The sequence below is a fragment of the Paucihalobacter sp. genome (assembly GCF_036825875.1).
GTDB lineage: Bacteria > Bacteroidota > Bacteroidia > Flavobacteriales > Flavobacteriaceae > Paucihalobacter.
The window spans coordinates 20,855-40,182 of the sequence record NZ_DAISXK010000011.1; the positions used below are offsets into that span (position 1 = coordinate 20,855).

At 35.7% G+C, this 19,328-nt stretch carries 20 protein-coding genes and 1 pseudogene; 8 read left to right on the forward strand and 13 right to left on the reverse strand.

From position 1 onward, the window contains the following. Complete coding sequence (locus tag V7Z48_RS05005; RefSeq protein ID WP_334112303.1) at positions 1 to 918, reverse strand: EamA family transporter; 918 nt, start codon at positions 916 to 918, stop codon at positions 1 to 3. A 155-nt stretch (positions 919 to 1,073) separates the two neighbouring features. On the opposite strand from V7Z48_RS05005, the gene V7Z48_RS05010 reads away from it, so the two are divergent. Then, positions 1,074 to 2,630: a M20/M25/M40 family metallo-hydrolase gene (locus tag V7Z48_RS05010; RefSeq protein ID WP_334112304.1), complete on the forward strand. Its 1,557-nt coding sequence runs from the start codon at positions 1,074 to 1,076 to the stop codon at positions 2,628 to 2,630. A 14-nt stretch (positions 2,631 to 2,644) separates the two neighbouring features. On the opposite strand, the gene V7Z48_RS05015 is transcribed toward V7Z48_RS05010, so the two are convergent. The 7 genes and pseudogenes from V7Z48_RS05015 to V7Z48_RS05045 form a co-directional block, all read right to left on the reverse strand. Beyond that, complete coding sequence (locus V7Z48_RS05015; RefSeq protein WP_334112305.1) at positions 2,645 to 3,103, reverse strand: cold-shock protein; 459 nt, start codon at positions 3,101 to 3,103, stop codon at positions 2,645 to 2,647. Between the two features lie 242 nt (positions 3,104 to 3,345). Further along, a complete protein-coding gene (locus V7Z48_RS05020) occupies positions 3,346 to 4,626 on the reverse strand; it encodes an NAD(P)/FAD-dependent oxidoreductase (RefSeq protein WP_334112306.1) in 1,281 nt (426 codons plus the stop codon). A gap of 467 nt (positions 4,627 to 5,093) precedes the next feature. Next, a complete protein-coding gene (locus V7Z48_RS05025) occupies positions 5,094 to 6,440 on the reverse strand; it encodes a malectin domain-containing carbohydrate-binding protein (protein WP_334112346.1) in 1,347 nt (448 codons plus the stop codon). Positions 6,441 to 6,443: 3 nt separating this feature from the next. Further along, positions 6,444 to 7,469 (reverse strand): hypothetical protein, encoded by a 1,026-nt coding sequence (locus V7Z48_RS05030; protein ID WP_334112307.1) that lies wholly within the window; start codon positions 7,467 to 7,469, stop codon positions 6,444 to 6,446. 36 nt (positions 7,470 to 7,505) lie between these two features. After that, positions 7,506 to 7,658: pseudogene (locus tag V7Z48_RS05035) on the reverse strand (hypothetical protein); the annotation flags it as partial. After that, positions 7,659 to 9,128: a hypothetical protein gene (locus V7Z48_RS05040; protein ID WP_334112308.1), complete on the reverse strand. Its 1,470-nt coding sequence runs from the start codon at positions 9,126 to 9,128 to the stop codon at positions 7,659 to 7,661. Positions 9,129 to 9,161: 33 nt separating this feature from the next. Next, a complete protein-coding gene (locus tag V7Z48_RS05045) occupies positions 9,162 to 9,362 on the reverse strand; it encodes a hypothetical protein (RefSeq protein ID WP_334112309.1) in 201 nt (66 codons plus the stop codon). Between the two features lie 232 nt (positions 9,363 to 9,594). On the opposite strand from V7Z48_RS05045, the gene V7Z48_RS05050 reads away from it, so the two are divergent. The 3 genes from V7Z48_RS05050 (at position 9,595) to V7Z48_RS05060 (ending at position 13,753) form a co-directional block, all read left to right on the forward strand. Beyond that, positions 9,595 to 10,890, forward strand: a complete 1,296-nt coding sequence (locus V7Z48_RS05050) for a phosphoribosylamine--glycine ligase (protein WP_334112310.1) — start codon at positions 9,595 to 9,597, stop codon at positions 10,888 to 10,890. Positions 10,891 to 11,039: 149 nt separating this feature from the next. Further along, the gene (locus V7Z48_RS05055; RefSeq protein ID WP_334112311.1) at positions 11,040 to 13,226 is read left to right on the forward strand and encodes a T9SS type A sorting domain-containing protein; all 2,187 of its coding nucleotides are present in this window, start codon (positions 11,040 to 11,042) and stop codon (positions 13,224 to 13,226) included. Positions 13,227 to 13,288: 62 nt separating this feature from the next. After that, on the forward strand, positions 13,289 to 13,753 hold the full coding sequence (locus V7Z48_RS05060) for a GNAT family N-acetyltransferase (RefSeq protein WP_334112312.1): 465 nt from the start codon (positions 13,289 to 13,291) through the stop codon (positions 13,751 to 13,753). An 18-nt stretch (positions 13,754 to 13,771) separates the two neighbouring features. Here V7Z48_RS05060 and V7Z48_RS05065 read toward each other — a convergent pair whose 3' ends face one another. Then, positions 13,772 to 14,236, reverse strand: a complete 465-nt coding sequence (locus V7Z48_RS05065) for a DUF1572 domain-containing protein (RefSeq protein ID WP_334112313.1) — start codon at positions 14,234 to 14,236, stop codon at positions 13,772 to 13,774. Between the two features lie 136 nt (positions 14,237 to 14,372). Here V7Z48_RS05065 and V7Z48_RS05070 point away from each other — a divergent pair, with 136 nt between their 5' ends. Both V7Z48_RS05070 and V7Z48_RS05075 read left to right on the forward strand, forming a co-directional pair. After that, the gene (locus V7Z48_RS05070; protein WP_334112314.1) at positions 14,373 to 14,657 is read left to right on the forward strand and encodes a DUF3817 domain-containing protein; all 285 of its coding nucleotides are present in this window, start codon (positions 14,373 to 14,375) and stop codon (positions 14,655 to 14,657) included. Beyond that, complete coding sequence (locus V7Z48_RS05075) at positions 14,654 to 15,898, forward strand: mechanosensitive ion channel family protein (RefSeq protein WP_334112315.1); 1,245 nt, start codon at positions 14,654 to 14,656, stop codon at positions 15,896 to 15,898. The genes V7Z48_RS05070 and V7Z48_RS05075 overlap by 4 nt, the downstream gene beginning before the upstream one ends. On the opposite strand, the gene V7Z48_RS05080 is transcribed toward V7Z48_RS05075, so the two are convergent. Further along, positions 15,895 to 16,281, reverse strand: coding sequence for an acyl-CoA thioesterase (locus tag V7Z48_RS05080; protein WP_334112316.1), 387 nt, complete (start codon positions 16,279 to 16,281; stop codon positions 15,895 to 15,897). The two genes, V7Z48_RS05075 and V7Z48_RS05080, sit on opposite strands and share 4 nt — an antisense overlap. A gap of 142 nt (positions 16,282 to 16,423) precedes the next feature. Between V7Z48_RS05080 and V7Z48_RS05085 the strand changes: the two genes are divergently transcribed. After that, positions 16,424 to 16,840, forward strand: coding sequence for a glyoxalase (locus V7Z48_RS05085; RefSeq protein WP_334112317.1), 417 nt, complete (start codon positions 16,424 to 16,426; stop codon positions 16,838 to 16,840). On the opposite strand, the gene V7Z48_RS05090 is transcribed toward V7Z48_RS05085, so the two are convergent. The 3 genes from V7Z48_RS05090 to V7Z48_RS05100 form a co-directional block, all read right to left on the reverse strand. Then, positions 16,837 to 17,514 (reverse strand): DUF2461 domain-containing protein, encoded by a 678-nt coding sequence (locus V7Z48_RS05090; RefSeq protein ID WP_334112318.1) that lies wholly within the window; start codon positions 17,512 to 17,514, stop codon positions 16,837 to 16,839. The genes V7Z48_RS05085 and V7Z48_RS05090 overlap by 4 nt on opposite strands. A 65-nt stretch (positions 17,515 to 17,579) precedes the next feature. Beyond that, positions 17,580 to 18,251, reverse strand: a complete 672-nt coding sequence (locus V7Z48_RS05095) for an OmpA family protein (protein WP_334112319.1) — start codon at positions 18,249 to 18,251, stop codon at positions 17,580 to 17,582. Positions 18,252 to 18,254: 3 nt separating this feature from the next. Continuing rightward, on the reverse strand, positions 18,255 to 18,755 hold the full coding sequence (locus V7Z48_RS05100) for a hypothetical protein (protein WP_334112320.1): 501 nt from the start codon (positions 18,753 to 18,755) through the stop codon (positions 18,255 to 18,257). A gap of 288 nt (positions 18,756 to 19,043) precedes the next feature. Between V7Z48_RS05100 and V7Z48_RS05105 the strand changes: the two genes are divergently transcribed. After that, complete coding sequence (locus tag V7Z48_RS05105; protein ID WP_334112321.1) at positions 19,044 to 19,262, forward strand: hypothetical protein; 219 nt, start codon at positions 19,044 to 19,046, stop codon at positions 19,260 to 19,262. Positions 19,263 to 19,328: the final 66 nt, after the last annotated feature.

The window sequence follows — 19,328 nt, forward strand, 5'->3', positions numbered from 1 at the left end:
TTACCTTCTAAACCGAGAAAATATAACCATAGTCCTCTTGGTATTGATAAAGTAAACGCCGGTTAGCAACACCGATGCTGCAATAATCGATTGTAAGGTGATGGTTTCATTTAAAAAAAACCATCCTAAAAAAAGAGCAACGATTGGGTTTACATAGGTAGAAGTAGCCACCTTTTCTGGGGAAACAAACTTAAGCAGATAATTAAATGATGTAAAAGCTACGATACTTCCAAAAATAATTAGTAGTGCCATAGACCAATAAACCTCACTGCTCCACAATGTGATATTCAACCAAGGTTCATTAAAAGCAAGACTAGCAATGCACAGTATAAGACCACCTGAAATCATTTGATAGGCAGCTGTTACAAAATAGTTTTTTGGTAAATCGGCCTTACCAACAAACAAACTGCCATAGCCCCAACTTACCATACAGGCAAAAATCATAATCATTCCAAGTATTGAATTCTCTTGACTCAAAATAGCTTTTTGGCTTACCAATAAATAAATACCAATTACACCGAGAATCACCCCTATAATGGAACTAGATTTGATTTTTTTACCTTGAATGAAAAACATAAGAATTAATACCACCAATGGCTGAGCCGAAATCTCTAAAGCAGCAAAACCGCTATCCACGTATTTCAAAGCCCACACAATGATACCATTCCCAAAAGCCAAAAATAGGAAACCACTAATGACACAATTGCGCAATTGTGTCTTTGTTATTCTGAGTGAAATTCCTAAAACTCTGCACAATAAAAAAATGATGACTCCCGCGATGGTAAAGCGAACTGATGCAAGAAAGAAAGGTGACAACTCTTTAACAGCTATTTTATTAAGCAAATAAGTAGAGCCCCAAATAAAGTAGATAGAGAAAAATGCGCCTATAACTAATAACTTGTTTGGTGGTTGGCTCATAAGTTTAAAATAACGTGCAATATTAGGAGTATTAATTGGATTTACATATGAAGACGCTCTTAAATATGAGTTGGTCTGAAGGTCTTTTTGAAATATTTAACATTAAAACACCGACATTAGAATTAACTTTAAAACTTAATTAAAACCAACTTTCAATGAGAACAACATTTAAAACATTTATCTTAATCTTTTTAGTCTTTAATTCTATAGCATTTTCTCAAGATAAAGATGCAATTATTCAAAACATTATGGACGAAACCTACAACAACTCGCAGCTAGAACAACTCGCTTTTGAGTTAATGGACGAAATTGGTCCACGATTGGTAGGTTCACCACAAATGAAACAGGCTCATGATTGGGCCGTTGCTAAATTTAACAGTTGGGATATCAAAGCTGAAAACGAACAATACGGCGAATGGCACGCTTGGGAACGTGGCATTACACATATTGATATGGTATCACCTCGTGTGAAATCTATTGAAGGCATGCAACTTGCATGGAGTGCCGCGACACCTAAAAAAGGGATTACGGTCGAAGCGATTACCTTGCCTGAAAATATTACAGATTCTCTGAGTTTTGTGAGATGGCTACCCAATGTAAAAGGAAAATTAGTTCTCACCTCTATGCCACAGCCCACAGGCAGACCCGATTATAATTGGGAGGAATTTGCCACACCCGAATCCTTTGAAAAGATGAAGAAAGATCGAGAAGAACAAACAGCCACGTGGAATGACAATATAAATAACACTGGTTACAGTAGTCGTACTTTAGATGTGGCACTGGAAGAAGCAGGCGCAGCAGGAATAGTGCAATCTTACTGGTCTAGAGCTTTTGGTGCCAATAAAATATTTAGCTCGCGCACAAAAAATATTCCAACGGTTGATATATCCTTAGAAGATTATGGCAGCATTTACCGTTTAGCCCAAAAGGGAAAAAAACCAATGTTGCGCATTTATACTGAATCCAAAGATTTAGGTACTGCTCCTACTTTTAATACTATTGCACGAATAGAAGGCACAGAAAAGTCAGAGGAATATATCATATTATCGGCGCATTTTGATTCTTGGGATGGCGGTACTGGCGCCACAGATAATGGTACAGGAAGTATTACCATGATGGAAATTGCCAGAATTTTAAAGAAATATTATCCCAACCCAAAACGCACTATTATAGTTGGCCTTTGGGGTAGCGAAGAACAAGGCTTGAACGGTTCGCGCTCTTTTGTGCACGACCATCCCGAGATTGTCGATAATGTACAAGCTGTTTTTAACCAAGATAATGGAACTGGACGCGTGGTGAGTTTAAGTGGTCAAGGATTTTTACATTCTTACGATTATTTAAACAGATGGATGCAACCAGTTCCTGAGGATATTAAAAAACATGTTGAAACTAACTTTCCTGGAAGTCCTGCTGGTGGTGGTTCTGATTATGCCTCTTTTTTAGCAGCTGGCGCACCAGCTTTTAGTATGAGCTCTCTAAGCTGGTCTTATTGGAATTACACATGGCATACCAATTTAGATACTTACGACAAAATTGTATTTGATGATTTAAAGAACAATGTAGCCTTAATTGCTATTATGACTTATATGGCTTCTGAAGATGAAGAGCGTACTTCGAGAGAGCGAGCCGTATTGCCAATTAACCGACGTACCAATGAACAAATGGAATGGCCAAAGCCTCGCGACGGAAATCGCAAGGGTGGCCTAGATTAATAAGTTTATAAGGTTTATATTTTTTTTACCCGAACGGCATTCATGCCTTTCATACCTTTTTCAAGCTCATAGGATACTTTGTCGTTTTCGGCAATAGAATCTAAATGACCGCTAACGTGGGTGAAGTATTTCTCTTGGTTGACGTTGTCAATTATAAATCCAAAACCTTTTGAACCATCAAAGAAAGATACTTTACCTTCACGAACGGGGTTTAACGCTTCTTTGTCTTCGGCCGTTTGCTTCGGGATACCAATTTCAATACTTTCGGCATCCACCTTTACCTTCATAGTTGGGTCTGGCGGTGTATCGGTTAAATTTCCATTGTAATCTACATAAGCAATAGGAATACCTCCTGTGCCATGCTCATCTTTGTTTGATTTACGCGCTTCCATTTTTTTGCGCTTGTCTTCGCGCTTTTTTAAACGCTTTTTTTCTTTTTCAGATTTGTTAAAAGTTTGCTGTGATTTAGCCATTCAATAAAACATATATTTAATTAAAGCAGTTAAAGGGAATTCTTAAACTTAAAGGAGAGATAAAATACTGAAGGCAACTTAGATTTTAATTCCGATGAATATAATGAAACACGATAGTGCCCTTAACTACCGTTGCAAAGATAAGTTATAATTTTGATATTTGTACTATGTGTCTTTTTGATGATAAATACCATTGAAAATAACCGCTTAATCAATCCTTTTACATGGGGTGTAGTGAGATATTATAGATATTCGGAGGTTAATTCTTCCACCACAAGACCATCTTCCAAACTTTGTATGACACCTTGGGCTGCTCGTTCACCAGAAATCATAGCTGCGTTTAATGAGCCATTTAGCATATAATCACCCGCCAGATAAATGGTTGGCTTTAACTGGGTTTCAGAAGGCTCACCGTCGTAACGCAAATCTTTTAAATTAGGTAATGCTTTTTCTATTGGATAATGCTTTAGAAATACAGTGTTTTGAATATTACAAAAGGTTTTTAAATCTGAAGTAACAGCCTTAACCAGCGCTTCAGTTGATAGTTGGTGAGGTTTTACTACTGTTACGGATAATAAATGATGGGCACCGTTGTGGGTCATCTCTAAACTATCGTGAAAGAAGATGTTATTTATGAGTGCGCCTTTATCAGCCACTAAACCAATAATAGGCTTGTTTAAGTTTCGTTTTTCTACTTCAAAATAAAGAGTATCACAACGTTTCCATTTCACTTCTTGGTTATTTAAATTTGGAATTAGCGCCGAAGCCGCAGTTGCCACAATGGTAAAATGAGTGTTTAAAACCTCACCATTTTCTAACACTAAGGTAGAATCGGTTACTTCCTTCACTTTAGTATTAAAAATAAACTCTGTTGTTTTCAATTTAGATTTGAGCTGCTGAGGGATAGCTCCAATACCATCTTTTGGAAGCACCGCCAGACCTTCTCCGAACATTTTATAAACGTATTCAAACATTCGGCTGGAGGTACTTAAATTTGGCTCGAGGAAAATACCTGAGAAAAATGGTTTGAAGAATTCATCAATTACTTTAGAAGAAAATCCAAATTCCTGTAAATAGCCTAATGTGGTTTGTTCTGGTTTTTGAAAAATTTCTTCAAGACTCTGTTTTTTGAGACGTCTATTTAACTTCAATATTTTAAGCTTATCGTTAAAGGTTGCAACATTTGATACTAATGTTCCCCACAACAAACTAGGTTTTCGCAAGGCGTCACCGATAGTTTGTTGATTACCATTTTTAAAAATTACTGCTCCTGGTAAAAAGTACTGAGGTGCTAAAGCCTTGAAATTTAAATACTGTTTGGCCTTTGGATAGGCCTCGAGCAACACTTGAAAGCCTCTATCTAGTTGATAGCCCTTAATTATTTCGGTAGTTACACGTCCGCCTACCTTAGTGTTTGCATCTATTATAGTTGGATGATATCCATTTTTTTCGAGGACAACGGCCGCAATTAATCCGCTAATCCCCGCGCCAATGATGTGAATTTTATAATCTTTTTTATTCAAAATATTGTTTCTTTTTGATCTTAATCAAACTCCCAGAGTCAGTTGCAAAATATTTTTTTAAAATCTGAATGCTCTTTTTAAATTCTTCTTTAACAATTTACGGTCCTTTAAAAATTGACAATCTTAATCAAAGGTTAGTTCTAAATGTATGATTGTAAAAGATAGTGTTCAGTTTTTTAATTGCAAAATTAAAGGATGGTATCTAAATATAAACTTATAAGAATGTTAAGCTTTTGATATTCGAAAAACGACAAGTTTAAAGTTTGACCACTTTTGCATATTACTTTAAGTTTAAAATAATAAAGTTCTAAACTGTGAATATTTTCTCAATACCATATGAAACAAATAGCATCACTTACCCGAACAAACTATAGCAAGATCCCGTAACATTTTAGTCATAAGTTTTTTACGTTAAATACACGGCAAACCCACAATCAAATAGAATTAATGATGTTTAATTTAGAAACTTAATGGTTTATCAATTTTGCGTTAAACTTTCCTTTATTAGGGTGAACTAAATTAATCAAAAACATTCCAGAAGAAAGCTCGGGCAATTCAATACTTAAAAATCCGCTTAATGGTACCGTTATTTTGCTAGAATACATTGTTTGTCCAGCTATATTATAAACAGTAACCTCTACTTCATCGCCGTGAATATCCCTTGTTGAAATATAAAAAACACCATTCATAGGATTAGGAAACACTGTAAAATTATTTCCAAAATTTAAATTATTATTGCTAAGCGTATTGCTTGTCACCTCTATTGCCGATACTTTGGGTTGATCAATACCTCCATCTGTTGCCATAGCAGAAAAATCAATATTTAATTGCTCATCAAGAACTGTAACAGGAAATACCTTTATTACAGGAGTTTCAGCCCCTACTTCAGCGAAAATATCATTATTATCTAAGACCAAATCACCTTCTATAGCCACGTCAAAAATACGGCTACCTTCTCCGCCGCTGGCGTCGCCTCCGGTTGCACCCCAGTAAATCTCTGCAAAATGGAGCGTAACCGAATAATCTCCGTTTTCTAAGGGTATGTTATAACTAAAAACGCGAGAAGGCGAAGAACGCTCAGTTTTATATAGTTCAGGTACCTGAGCTGAATTATTCAAGTACATAAGTCCGTTGCTAAAATATTGATCTGCAGAGAATACTTCATCATCGTTTAATGTTAGCGGTCCACCTGCGTTAATTCTAAGATTAAATGAAGAACTATTGTCGATGATATACCATAAAAAATTCACTGTCACTGCATCCGTGCTAATATCATCACTGTCATTTACCGTTATAGTGACTGTGTAAGGCGTAGTGCTTGATGCATCTTCAGAAACGGTACCTCCTATTTGCCCATTAGTGGGTTCAATAAAAAGACCTGGAGGTAAATTTAAAGCACTATAACTTAAATTGCCTTCTCCACCTGATGCTTCCACCACCAAACTTCCATCTAACTGTTCACCGATTGCACTGAGTTGATCTGGTATCTCATTAACTACAATTGGAATGCCTTGAACTGAATTTCGCAACACCTCCAAAGCAGATAATTTAGGTTGCTCAATTCCACCCACAGAGGCCAATGAAGAAAAATCGATATTCAACTCTCCATCGGTAACATTCGCAAAAAAATCCTTGATTACTATTGTCTCGGGGCCAACATCAGCTAAGATATCATAATTATCCAAAACTAAATTACCCTCTATGCTCACATCAAAAATGCGATTCCCCTCACCGCCTTGCCCACCACCTGTGGCACCCCAGAAAATCTCTGCAAAATGTAAGTTTACAGTATATTCACCATTTTCTAAAGGAATGTTTTAACTAAATATTTTACTCGACGACGATCGTTCTGTCTTATAAAGATCAGGAACTTGTGCGTTTAAATTGGTGTACGATTGCCCTCCAGTGATGAATTGGTCTAAATCAAAGGAATCTCCGTTATATGTTAACGCAGGCCCACCACTATTAATACGAATTGATACATTGTTGTTCTCTGGTACCACATTTAAAAAGTCCCATGTTCCTTCAAGTTCAACTCCAGGAGTATTAGATGTGCCAATTAAGCCAACGATTAAATCGAATTCCGTTTGTTGTATTGCGTTTAAAATGCTGCCTTGAGCTGAAATTGTTCCTATACTAGTTCGTTCACCACCATCTATTTGATACTCCAACGATACTTGACCATTATCGGGATTCACAACAAAATGAAACAAAATGATATTTGTTGGTCTGCTTTCTACCGGTAGACTAAATAAAATTGGTGTTTGTGGCACATCATCAATTTCTTGTAATGCTAAAAAGCCATCGATTGTAACTACAAACTTAATATAATTGCTTTGGGTGCCGTCTCCTATCTGAAAGCCCAACTCACCTTCAATAGCATCTGTATTGCCATAAAGTCTTAAAGGCCCTGTAAAACCTACCATACCCCCTGTTACTGTAAAAGTTCCAGTTGCGGTGCTAACTTGAACACCGTATTGATATCCTTTATCTTGATTGTTAGAAGTACCTAGCGCAGTACCAGATGTCATATGAGAAGTCATCAAACCAGGAGCTCCGCCTAATACATCATTAGGATTTGGGTCGTTAGGATCATCGCGTCTATCTAACATATTGAGCCAGTTCGGATTTGGGGAACCATTATTCATCAGTCCAGTCATCCCCAAACCAAAAATACCTCCTAAACCTTGCTGATCATTGAAAAGATCATTATAGATTGGAAGAACGAAAGCCTGACTCCCAACTGCTAAAGGATTACCTAATTGCATAGGATCTAAAGCATCAGGAATTCCATCTCCATCATCATCCAAATCATTTAAATCCGAAACAAATGGTGGACCCAATATTTTGTCAAAATCTTGTGGCTGTGAACCTGCATTGCAAGGATCCGTGCCGTTGTCTACCTCATCTTGATTGGAATACCCGTCGCCATCATAATCGGCAGAAGGATCGTAATCTACTTCTCCTGGTTGTATACAAACTTCAAAATCTTGCGGTTCAAAGACGGTGATGGCTCCTGTAAGCGAACCAATTCAAATTGTACCCGGAAAAACCTGCGCATCATCATTGGCAGTAATTCCTAATAAAAAGCCGCCACCTGTAGACAAAAAGTTTTGCGTTAATTGCTGCGAAGTACCATCTGCATTGAGTTGCACTCGGCGAAGGTTACCACTGCTATGTGTTGCTAGTAAATTCCCCTTCATCGCCTCGCCAAAGTTGGAAGCTGTGTATTCGGTTATCCCGTTGGTATTTGTACCCCATATAACGATAGGATTGTCGTCTGGTCCATCAGGATTAGGAATACTTGGACCTCTCCAATCACCCTCAACTGGATTGGCCATTGAAAGAGGAACCGGAGGCCAATCTGCAGGAAGACCTATATTAGGATCTGTAGTAGATCCTGGGGTTGAACCATCAGGATCGTATAATTGCGTTCTCCAAATAGGGTCGCCTGTTATAACAAGGGTACCGTTTATTAAACCTCGATTGTCAGTATACAATCCAGCACCAAAAGGATTGGCGCGTATCGGATTGGGATGTCCTGCATAAAAGCTTCCGGAAGAATAGTTTTGTATGTCAGTAGTGACTAATTCTAAATGGTCTTTATTGTCCACAAGTTCGCCTCCAGAAGCTACCTGACTTCCTGGTTCTGAAGAATTATATTCATTAGTTACATTAGCTGTGCCTTCATTTTCAGGAAAACCTCCCCAACCTAAATTGGCACCATTATCCGTTACATACAAGGCTCCGTTTTGGGGGATTACTAGGTCATAAGTATTTCTGTATCCTGGTGAAAAGATCTGTACTGGACCTCCTAAAACCAACTTAGCTTGGTTCAATCCATCATTTCCTCCCCAAGGATCATTAATATCTATTCCATCATATCCAGGGGTGTCTGGGTCATCGATACCATTAACATTTGGTCTTGTAGGATCATCTAAAGTAGGAAGGTCATAAATATAACTTCTACCATTATCATTTAATATGGGTAACTGGTTAATTTGAGTAAGATTCACCGATAATACGGCGGCAGCCAAAGCATATTCTGTAATTAAAGCAAAGTTACTTGACGGCGCACCGGCATTGGTAAAACCTCCTGAAGCTACAATTAAATATTCATCACCGTTAATGGTTACAAATTCTAATCCGTTTGTTGAATGATTCTCTTCTGATCTCGGAAGTCCGCGAACAATATCAACTACCTCCCAAGTGTTAGGTTCTACCTGTGTCATTCGTGTGATTACGCCAGAGTTGGTGTCTAAACCAGCATCTTTTTGACCTGTTCCGGTTCCTCCTCCTATGCGTATATCACTAGAGGTTACATATACTATTGGATTTGTCGCTGTACCGGCAACGGTAAGACCCGTTACTTGTCTTCTATTATTAAATAATGCAGGAGCCTGTGTTCCATCATCATTATAATTAGGTATAGTAGCTAAACCTATAAGATCTTCAACTGCAGTTACTATATAACTGGAAGGACTATTACGTTGTATGGTCAATACTTTTATAACACCACTCGTGGTTGAAGAAACCTAGTAATCCGATACATATAAACGGCCATCAGGACCAAACTCCATGGCCGTGGCGCCATTGATTGTAGTGAAACCGTTCAAGTTTAAGGTGCTTTGCGAAAAATTAATTTGTGCAAACAGTGTTGTTGGCATTAAACTTAAAAGAACAACACATTTGGTAATTAGAAATTTTGAGATAAGTGGAAAGTAGTTTTTATACATGATTTCGAGGTGAGAATAATACATTAAAGGACTAAAATACAATTATTTAATTAGCCGCTCAAAATTAAATCATTTTTACGAAATTATTCACTATTTCTATCGTATTCGTCGAAGTAATGGCTTTTATCGACGAAGGACTAATATAAAATTTATTGGAATAGTGCATCTTGTTAAAAACTTAATTTCATTACTTTCGTTGTGGTATTAAACAAAACCTATACAGAACATACTTATGAAATCTAAATCGTATTTAAAACGTAAATTTTTAATCATTTCTCGCTGGGGAGAAACCCTAGACTTGGCTTTAGCCATTCAAAACGAAGGCAATGAAGTAAAATTTTTTATTGATGAAAAAGAGTATAGGGAAATTGGCGATGGTTTTGTACCCAAAATAAAAACATGGAAAACTCATGTTAAATGGGCAGATATTGTAATCTTCGATTACACCGGTTATAGTAAAGAAGCTAAAGAATTAAGAGCTAACGGAACCTTAGTTTTTGGTGGCAGTACATACACTGATAATCTTGAACTTGATCGCAATTTTGGAAATAATGAATTAAAAAAACACAAAATAAAAACCTTACCTGCTAAAGAATTTGCATCTTTTGAAGATGCGATAACCTATGTTAAGGCGCATCCCGATGCTTACGTGATAAAACCTTCTGGAGAAACACAAGAATTAAAACAATTATTATTTGTAGGAAACGACGATGAAGGACTCGATGTAATTCGTGTTTTAGGTGCCTATGAAAAGTCTTGGGGCAACACCTTCGGAAACTTTCAATTACAAAAAAAAGTAAAAGGCGTTGAGATTTCAGTTTCTGCTTTTTTTAATGGTACCGAATTTTTGAAACCATTAAATATTACTTTCGAACATAAAAAGTTATTTCCAAAGGAGTTGGGCGTTTCTACTGGCGAAATGGGCACTAGCATGTTTTGGGTAAACGACTCCCCTATTTTTGACGCCACTTTAAAGAAATTTGAAGCAACTTTTGCCAAATCGAATTTCATTGGTCATATAGATATTAACTGTATTGTAAATGGTAATGGTATTTACCCTCTAGAATTCACATCGCGCTTCGGTTATCCACAAATTTTGATTCAACGCGCCGGAATTACAGAACCTATTGGAAATATGTTGTATAAAATTGCAAATGGAGAAACCTTCAAAATTCAAACAAAAAAAGGATTTCAAGTTGGTGCATTTATTGTAGTTCCGCCATTTCCTTATGATGATATAAAAACTTTTGAACTGTTTTCAAAAGATGCCGTTGTGGTTTTTAAAAAGGATTTAAAAGAAGGAGTACATCCAATGCATCTAAAAAAAGTAAACGACGAATGGCTTATTACAGGCACAACAGGAATTGCGGTATTGGTTTCTGGAACAGGACTTACTATGAAAGACGCTCAAAAGATGATGTATAACAGAATAAGTAACGTAATTATCAATAACGGATACTACCGAACCGATATTGGCGATAGATGGTTTGAGGACTCTGATAAACTGTGGTCGTGGGGATTATTGTAAATAGCATTTTTAAAATAATTCTGCTTAAATTGCATCTGTAATTTGCTTTTTCATCTCAAAAAATAGTTCTTTTATCGAAAATATTGAGTTACATATTGCTCGCGTACAATATTTTATACATTTGTCATGCAACCAAACTACCAACGATTATGAAAAAAATTACTTTATTGATCACGTTTTCATTGTCCTGCTCTTTTTTTTATGGACAACATTCAGTAGCTCGAGAATGGAACGAACAATTACTCTTAGCTATTAGAACCGACACACCACGACCAACAGTACACTCGCGAAATTTATTTCACACCTCATTAGCAATGTACGATGCTTGGGCTGTATTTGACAATCAAGCAGAAACAGTTTTATTAGGAAAAAATTATCGTGGATTTAATTCAGTATTTAATGGTATTGCCCAGCCCGGAAATGTTCAAGCTGCTAGAAATGAAGCTATAAGTTATGCGGCCTATAGATTATTATCTCACAGGTTCGCAATTTCACCAAATGCAAGCTTGACACAGCAAAATTTAGATGCCAAGTTTGCGGATCTAGGATACGACAAAAACTTCACTTCTATGGATTATAGTTATGGAAGTTATGCTGCCCTTGGTAATTATATCGCAAATGAAGTTATTGTATTTGGATTTCAAGACTTGTCAAACGAACAAAATAATTTTCAAAATGAACATTATCAGCCAGTAAATCCACCACTTATCATGTCGCTTTATCAAGATAATGGTCATATAGATCCAAATCGTTGGCAACCCTTGACATTTGGTTACACTGTAGACGAAGATGACAATACTATTCCAAATAATCCAAGAGCATTCTTAAGTCCTGAATGGGGACAAGTGACTCCTTTCTGTTTAAAAAGTGAAGAACTTGATATATTTGATTTTAACGGCTTTGATAATTACGTTTACAATAATCCTGGAGGGCCTGTTTATATCCAAAATTCTAATGAAGACGGAATTGATGATCCTTACAAATGGAATTTTGCTTTGGTAATTGCTTGGTCTGCTCATTTAGACCCGAACGAATCAACCTTAATAGACATATCCCCGGCGGCATCCGGAAATGTGAATTTTGAAACTTTTCCTGAAACTTTTGAAGAATACAAATCTTTCTACAATTTTACCGATGGTAATGTAAACAGTCCAGGCCATTCTGTTAATCCTTATACTAATTTACCCTATGCGCCACAAATGGTTAAGCGCGGAGATTATGGACGTATTCTTGCGGAGTTTTGGGCAGATGGTCCAAATTCAGAAACACCTCCAGGACACTGGTTTTCAATATTTAATGAAGTGAGTGATCATCCATTATTAGAGAAAAGATTAGGTGGTCAAGGCTCAATCTTAGATGATTTAGAATGGGACGTTAAAAGTTATTTAACCCTTGGTGGCGCAGTACATGACGTTGCCGTAAATATTTGGGGTGTAAAAAGCTATTACGATTTTATCAGACCAATTTCTGCCATCCGTTATATGGCGAGTAAAGGACAAAGTTCTAATGCTGCTCTACCGAGTTACGATCCGCACGGATTACCGTTAATTGAAGGTTTAATTGAAGTTATAGAATCAGGCGACCCACCTGTTGGAACCGAAAATGAAAACCTCGGTAAAATTAAAATCTATTCCTGGAAAGGCCCTGATTTTATTGGAGATCCAAATAACGACGTGGCTGGCGTAGATTGGATTTTAGGCACACATTGGTGGCCATACCAATTGCCTTCTTTTGTAACGCCACCTTTTGCTGGTTATCTTTCAGGACACTCAACGTTTTCGCGCGCTGCTGCCGATGTGATTACTCAACTTACAGGAAGTCCTTATTTTCCTGGAGGACTCGGATCTTACGTAATACCCCAAAATGATTTCTTGCTTTTTGAAAATGGACCTTCTGAAAATATTGTGCTTGAATGGGCAACTTACCAAGATGCTTCCGACCAAGCCAGTTTATCAAGAATTTGGGGTGGCATTCATCCACCCATAGACGATATTAGAGGTAGATTAATAGGAAGAAAAATAGCATTAGATAGTTATAATCTTGCCTTAGATTATTTTAATGGCACTCTATCGACTGGTAATTTTGAAATTGCCGAAAACACAACAATTTATCCAATGCCATTTAACAGTAACCTAAACATTAATAGTAGTTATTTAGGTGATGTGAATATTTCCATTTATTCTATTGATGGTAAAATGGTTGAAAGAATTCAACTTCAAAAAACTTCTAACATTTTAAGTCTTAATACGGAATCACTTGCGGCTGGTTTCTATGTTATTAATGTTGTTAACGCTTCTAACGAGGTTCTACTAACAAAGAAAATTATAAAGTCTTAAGTTAAATGAAAGACTGTTTAATTTGATATCTTTAGGGTGTATTTTTCATCAATTAGATTCAAATGAAACAGTCTTTACTTTTATTAAATCATCATCACGAACCATTCTTTAATATACTTCCTGAAGACTGGCAAGAGGCAATTGTACCACACTGGAATCACTATCAAAACGACTCCAAAATATACGTTCTTAAAGACGCAAACAAAATTGTTGCAGGAGGCATTGTTTTTAGCACCTGCCCGCCAGATATGATAAATCATAAGGAAGAAGCTGAATGGTGGTTTGAAAATGGCTATTTATACATTGGATTTTTATTCGTGGCAGAATCTCATAGAAATCAAAAACTAGGTTCACAATGGATAGAGGCATTAAAGGACAGCACGCCTAACCGAGGTTTTTGGCTTGTTATAGAAGAAGACGGTTTGGGCAATTTTTACGAGAAGCATCAATTTAAAATGGAAAAAATTATTCAGTCTAGCACTACTACTGAATGGCTTTATGCCTTTAAACCAGACGTCTCAGATTAACGTTTATTAATAATTAATTTACGTAGCCATCTTCCTAAGTAAAGAAATTTGACCTAAATGATAATACCCATGTTCTATTACGCCTTCAATATTTCTGTGATAGGTGCCGTATTTTTCATCAAAAAAGTAACTATTTAAAATTTTATCATCCATATGCTCAACAGCACGTGCGAAACTTTCTGCATTGGCCAAAAAGTTATCCACGAGACTATTCCATTCCTCTTCAGATTTGACTAGTGGCATGTCAAAACTATATTGATCTTTAATTTCAAGTTTACCACTGTTTAAAGCTTCTAAAATACCATTTAAGTAATAATTGACGTGAAATGTCAAAGCCGCGATACTATTTAAGTTTGCTGTTTTTTGCAAGGCTTGCTGCCATGGTATTTGTTGTAACTGGCGCTTATAATTGGTGTTTGCGATCCAGTAGCCATCCAAAAAAACTTCTCTTAGTCTTTTTGCTAAAAATTGATTAGAATTCATAAACTTAAAAATTAAAAATATTCTCCAAATTTAGTAAACTAGTTTATACTAAATCCACTGGATTAAATCCTGATAATTACTGTTTACTCTATAGTATAAGCCTTATTTTTGCAATTAATTTTAGCGTGAAAGTGTTATGATTTCAGTATTTCGAATTATTGCCTTACTAGAAGGGCTATCTTACATACTCTTATTGTTTGTTGCGGTCCCTGTTAAATATTTATTAGAAGATCCTAGTTATGTAAAAATATTGGGCATGCCACATGGTATTTTATTTGTGGCCTATATAGCCTTGGCCTTTCTTGTAAAACCAGAACTAAAATGGTCCGGCAAAACTTTTAGCTTTGTACTATTGGCATCACTCATACCATTTGCCACTTTTTATGTAGATTTAAAATACTTAAAACCTAACAGAAAATGAGCGAATTAAACCATTATATCTATGATTATTTAATTGAAGCAGGTCAATCTGAATTATTGGCAAAATACCTTAATATGCTGGTGCTATTAATTCTATTTACCATTATTTTATTTGTAGTAGATTTTATACTTAGAAAAATCATTGTTCAGCTTATCACTAAAATGTCGGTAAAAACTACCACAAAGTTTGACGATTATTTAGTTATTCATAAAACACCCCGAAATTTAGCGCATATTATTCCTTTAATAATTGCCTTCAAACTGTTACCAGTAGTGTTCGTAGATTTCCCCAGGTTTGAATCTGGAATGGAATTACTTCTAAAACTATATGGTGTTTTTGTAACGGTTTGGATTATTCGTAGCGTGTTGCACACATTCCGTAGCTTTTTTAAAGATCTTGACAACTTAAAAGACAAGCCAATTGACAGTTACATTCAAGTTGCAATGTTATTTGTCTGGGTTATAGGAATTGCTTTCTTTTTTGTTTTATTGACAGGTGTTGAACTTATTAAATTTTTCACCACACTTGGTGCAGCATCCGCTATTTTACTCTTAATTTTTAAAGATACCATTCTCGGATTTGTAGCGAGTATCCAGGTAGCCATTAACGACACGGTAAGAATTGGCGACTGGATTACAATGGAAAAATATGGAGCCGATGGCGATGTTGTTGAAATAAACTTGGCAGCCGTAAAAGTCCAAAACTGGGATAAAACCATTACCACTATTCCGACGTACGCACTTATTTCCGATTCGTTCAAAAACTGGCGTGGTATGAGCGATTCAGGTGGACGACGTATTAAACGTTCGGTGATTATAAAACCGTCGAGTATTAAGTTTTTAGCACCAGAAGAAGTAGAAAGCCTTAAATCAATTCAGCGTGTAACCGACTATTTAAACCAGAGGCAAGCTGAAATTGACACCTTTAATAAAGAAAACAACAGAGACAAAAGTATTTTACTCAATGGTAGAAACCTCACCAATTTTGGTGTTTTAAGAAAATATATTGAAACGTTTATAGAAGGGCATCCAGATATTAAAAAAGACATGACTATCATGACCAGGCAGTTAGAGCCTACAGTTTACGGATTTCCTTTAGAAATTTATGCTTTTAGTAGCGATCAAAGATGGAAAAATTATGAGTCTATAATGGCCGACATTTTTGATCATGTGATTGCTGCTGTTCCTTATTTTGGACTTGAAATTATGGAAGTTACAACATTAGATGTAAAATCTACTTAAGACAAACGGTTTTTTACATATTCAACTTTCGTTTTGCCGTGAGGTGTTGGCTTACCATTTTCATCCAGGTTAACCAAAACGATATTATCAACTGTTATAATGGTTTCACGCGTCATTTTGTTGCGTACTTCACAATTAAGAACCAATGAGGTTTTTCCGAATTTTACGACCTCAATACCAATCTCAATAATATCACCAGTTTTTGCTGAGCTTGTAAAATTGATTTCAGACATATATTTGGTTACAACCTTATTGTTTTCTAATTGGATAACAGCATACAAAGCTGCTTCTTCGTCAATCCATGATAATAATTGTCCGCCAAACAGCGTACCATTTGGATTTAAATCTTCAGGCTTTACCCATTTTCTGGTATGAAATCTCATAAAAGTTCTTTATGGCAAAGGTATATATTTTTTGACTCCTTAATTTAAATAATGTGCATTGTTAATAACGCAGTTAACAAGAATTAAAGCATTCGCACATAGAGCAAATCAGAATGCATATTTTTAATAAAAATCTTACATCATGACTACACGCTCCACCGATTTAATCAAATTAAGACCGTTGATTTCCACTGCAAAAATTTACGACAATATGAGCAGCGAAGAACATTTTCAAAATGCAACCTTACGGCCTGTTATTAAAAGTCAGAATGATTTGTTAATTGTGGTTTTTCGGAATTATATAGCAAAACACAAAAATGTGTTTTATGCCTTATCTACACAAAAGCAGCTAGATTATATTGAGAATGCCATTCAAAAAGACATGAAGTTTAGAAATTCCGTTAAGGGTATGATTATTGGCTTGTTTACTGTTGAAGAATACGAACTTTATATCACCAACTCCTCAGCACTTAACAAACGTATGATGAATTTGGTAAAGGAAAGACTGGTAAGTCAAATACAACTATTTCAAAAAGCGGAAATATTACGTGCCATTTAGATTAAAGGTTCACCATTAAGATTGGTTGTAAGCACATCGCTCATCAAATCAAAAAACGGTCTTATTGCTTTAAAACTTTGATTTACCGTGTGAATAAAATCTTCATGCATCACTTCTTGATCTGTGAATGTTTTAGTAAAAATGAATTGTTTCATTCTAATTAATTCTATATCTGGGTGCTCTTTATCAAAATCTCTCGGTGCTGTTTTTAAAGATTCACCTTCTAGATTACCCCAAAGCTTTTTTAATTCTGTTTGGTGTATAATCGACTTAAACTCCGAAGCGTCCATTTCAAGCTCTTTGCGTATTCGAAATAAATCATCCTTATTCGGATCCCAAAACCCAACTGCAATAAACGATTCATTATTAGGTGCTAAATGCACATAATAACCACCGCGAAGTTGAGGTTTGCGTCTGTGTAAAGCCGCACTCATATGTGTTTTGTAAGGCAATTTATTTTTTGAAAATCTTACATCGCGATAAATTCTGAATATTTTTAAATTCTCAATGTCATCGTGAACCTTCATTTGAGTTAATAACTGATTAAACACAATTTTAAACTGCCCTTGTATTTTTTGAAACTTGGTTTTATTATCGTTAAACCAGTCCCGATTGTTGTTTTCATTCAATTCGGTTAAAAATTGAAATAGAGATTTGTCTATGTTTGAATTCATTTCAAAAATTTAAAATAAAAAAAGGACCTCATATGTTGAAGTCCTTTTATTAGTAATAATAATCATTAGTTTGTTTGAGCCCGTGCGTCTTCAATCATTTGTTGATTTGCTGTAACTGCAATTTCTACACGTCTATTTTTTGATCTACCTTCCACAGTATTGTTATCAAAGCGTGGCATGGATTCACCCAATCCTTCCATGGATAATCTGTTAGCTGCCACTCCATTTGATTTTAAATATGCTACAACAGAGTTGGCTCTTTTTTTAGAAAGCTCCATATTGTAAGCGTCGCTTCCTGTGCTATCGGTATGACCTTGAACTAAAAGATTAGTGTCAGGGAATTCTAAAAACACCTTAATAACTTTATCAAGATTTTGCTTAGAAGCTGCCGTTAAATCGGCCTTATTGGTTGCAAAAGTAACACCGCTATTTTCATCAAAATTAATAAGAATACCTTCTCCAACGCGCTCTACTTCGGCACCAGGCACTGCTGTTTCTATCTTTTGGGCTTGTTTATCCATCACATTACCAATCACGGCACCAGACGCACCTCCGATGGCTGCGCCAATTAAAGCGCCTTTTAAGTTTCCACCAATGAGTCCGCCAATAAGCGCACCACCAGCAGCACCAACAACGGCACCTTTTTGTGTTTTATTGGAATTTCGCACTGCCGAGCATCCTACTATTGCAAAGGATAGTGCAAAAATTGTAATATATTTTACTACAGTATTTTTCATGATTTATAAATTTAAGTTATCAGATTTCTTGTTGAATTTCATGACCACGTTAAAAGATTTACCTTCAAAAGTAGATGGCACTGTGATGGTCATGTTTGTCTTTGCTAGTTCATTGATGGTGGCTCGGTAACCACTCTTATCCTTGCTTTGTGGCCGATTTCTTTCATCGGCATATTTAAATTGAAAGGATTTAACATTGTCACTTTCAAAAAAAGACCAAATGATGCGATAATTTACTATACTACAAGATGAATTACTAACATTTGTTGTAAAGCGCCCACTGGCATTATTAGGTATAAAAACCCATTCGCTTCCTTTAAAACAGGCTGAGTCGGCCGCGTCAAACAAAAACGCTTTATAAATTCCTTCGGCACCAATAAAACTAATATTTGTCACTTCCCAAGTGCCTTTTAAAGCACGCTTACCCGGCAATTCTGAACCTGATTTAGATGCACCGCAACTAAAAAGGCAAAACACTATAAGAATACTTGCTATTTTTTTCATTCAAAATGATTTGGTTATTGAAGTAGGTTGTTATTTATTAAAAATAATGTAGATAAATATACAACAATTAACCACAAAAACTTTACACATTTATTTGTATAGGCATAAATAAAGTTAATGACTGATTAATAATTAATATTTTGAATGTTTAAACGCAACATGAATCTAAAGTGGAAATAATGCACCAAAATTAGAAACACTTAATTCTCTGTTAAAAGTCTTATACTTTCTTGTTAATTGTTAAAATAATACGTATCATGCCTAACTTTTTAAATTAAATAAAACTCCATGGGTAGACCAGCGACAAAACCGAAGAAATTAAAAGACGGTTATTACATTGAAATCAGAAATAAAGGTGCAAAGTCTGGAATAAAATTATACAGCAGTACGGAAGATCAGATGAATAGGACGATTAAGACTTACGAACGTTCGAAAGAAGTTGTAATTCTTGGCGAATCAAAAAATGGAAAATTTGTAAACAGTGAAGAATTTCATGTGGTAGATTAATTTTCCTAAACGATTATTATTTGAAGGTATGAACTTTTTGTTCATACCTTTTTTATTTGCTTATAA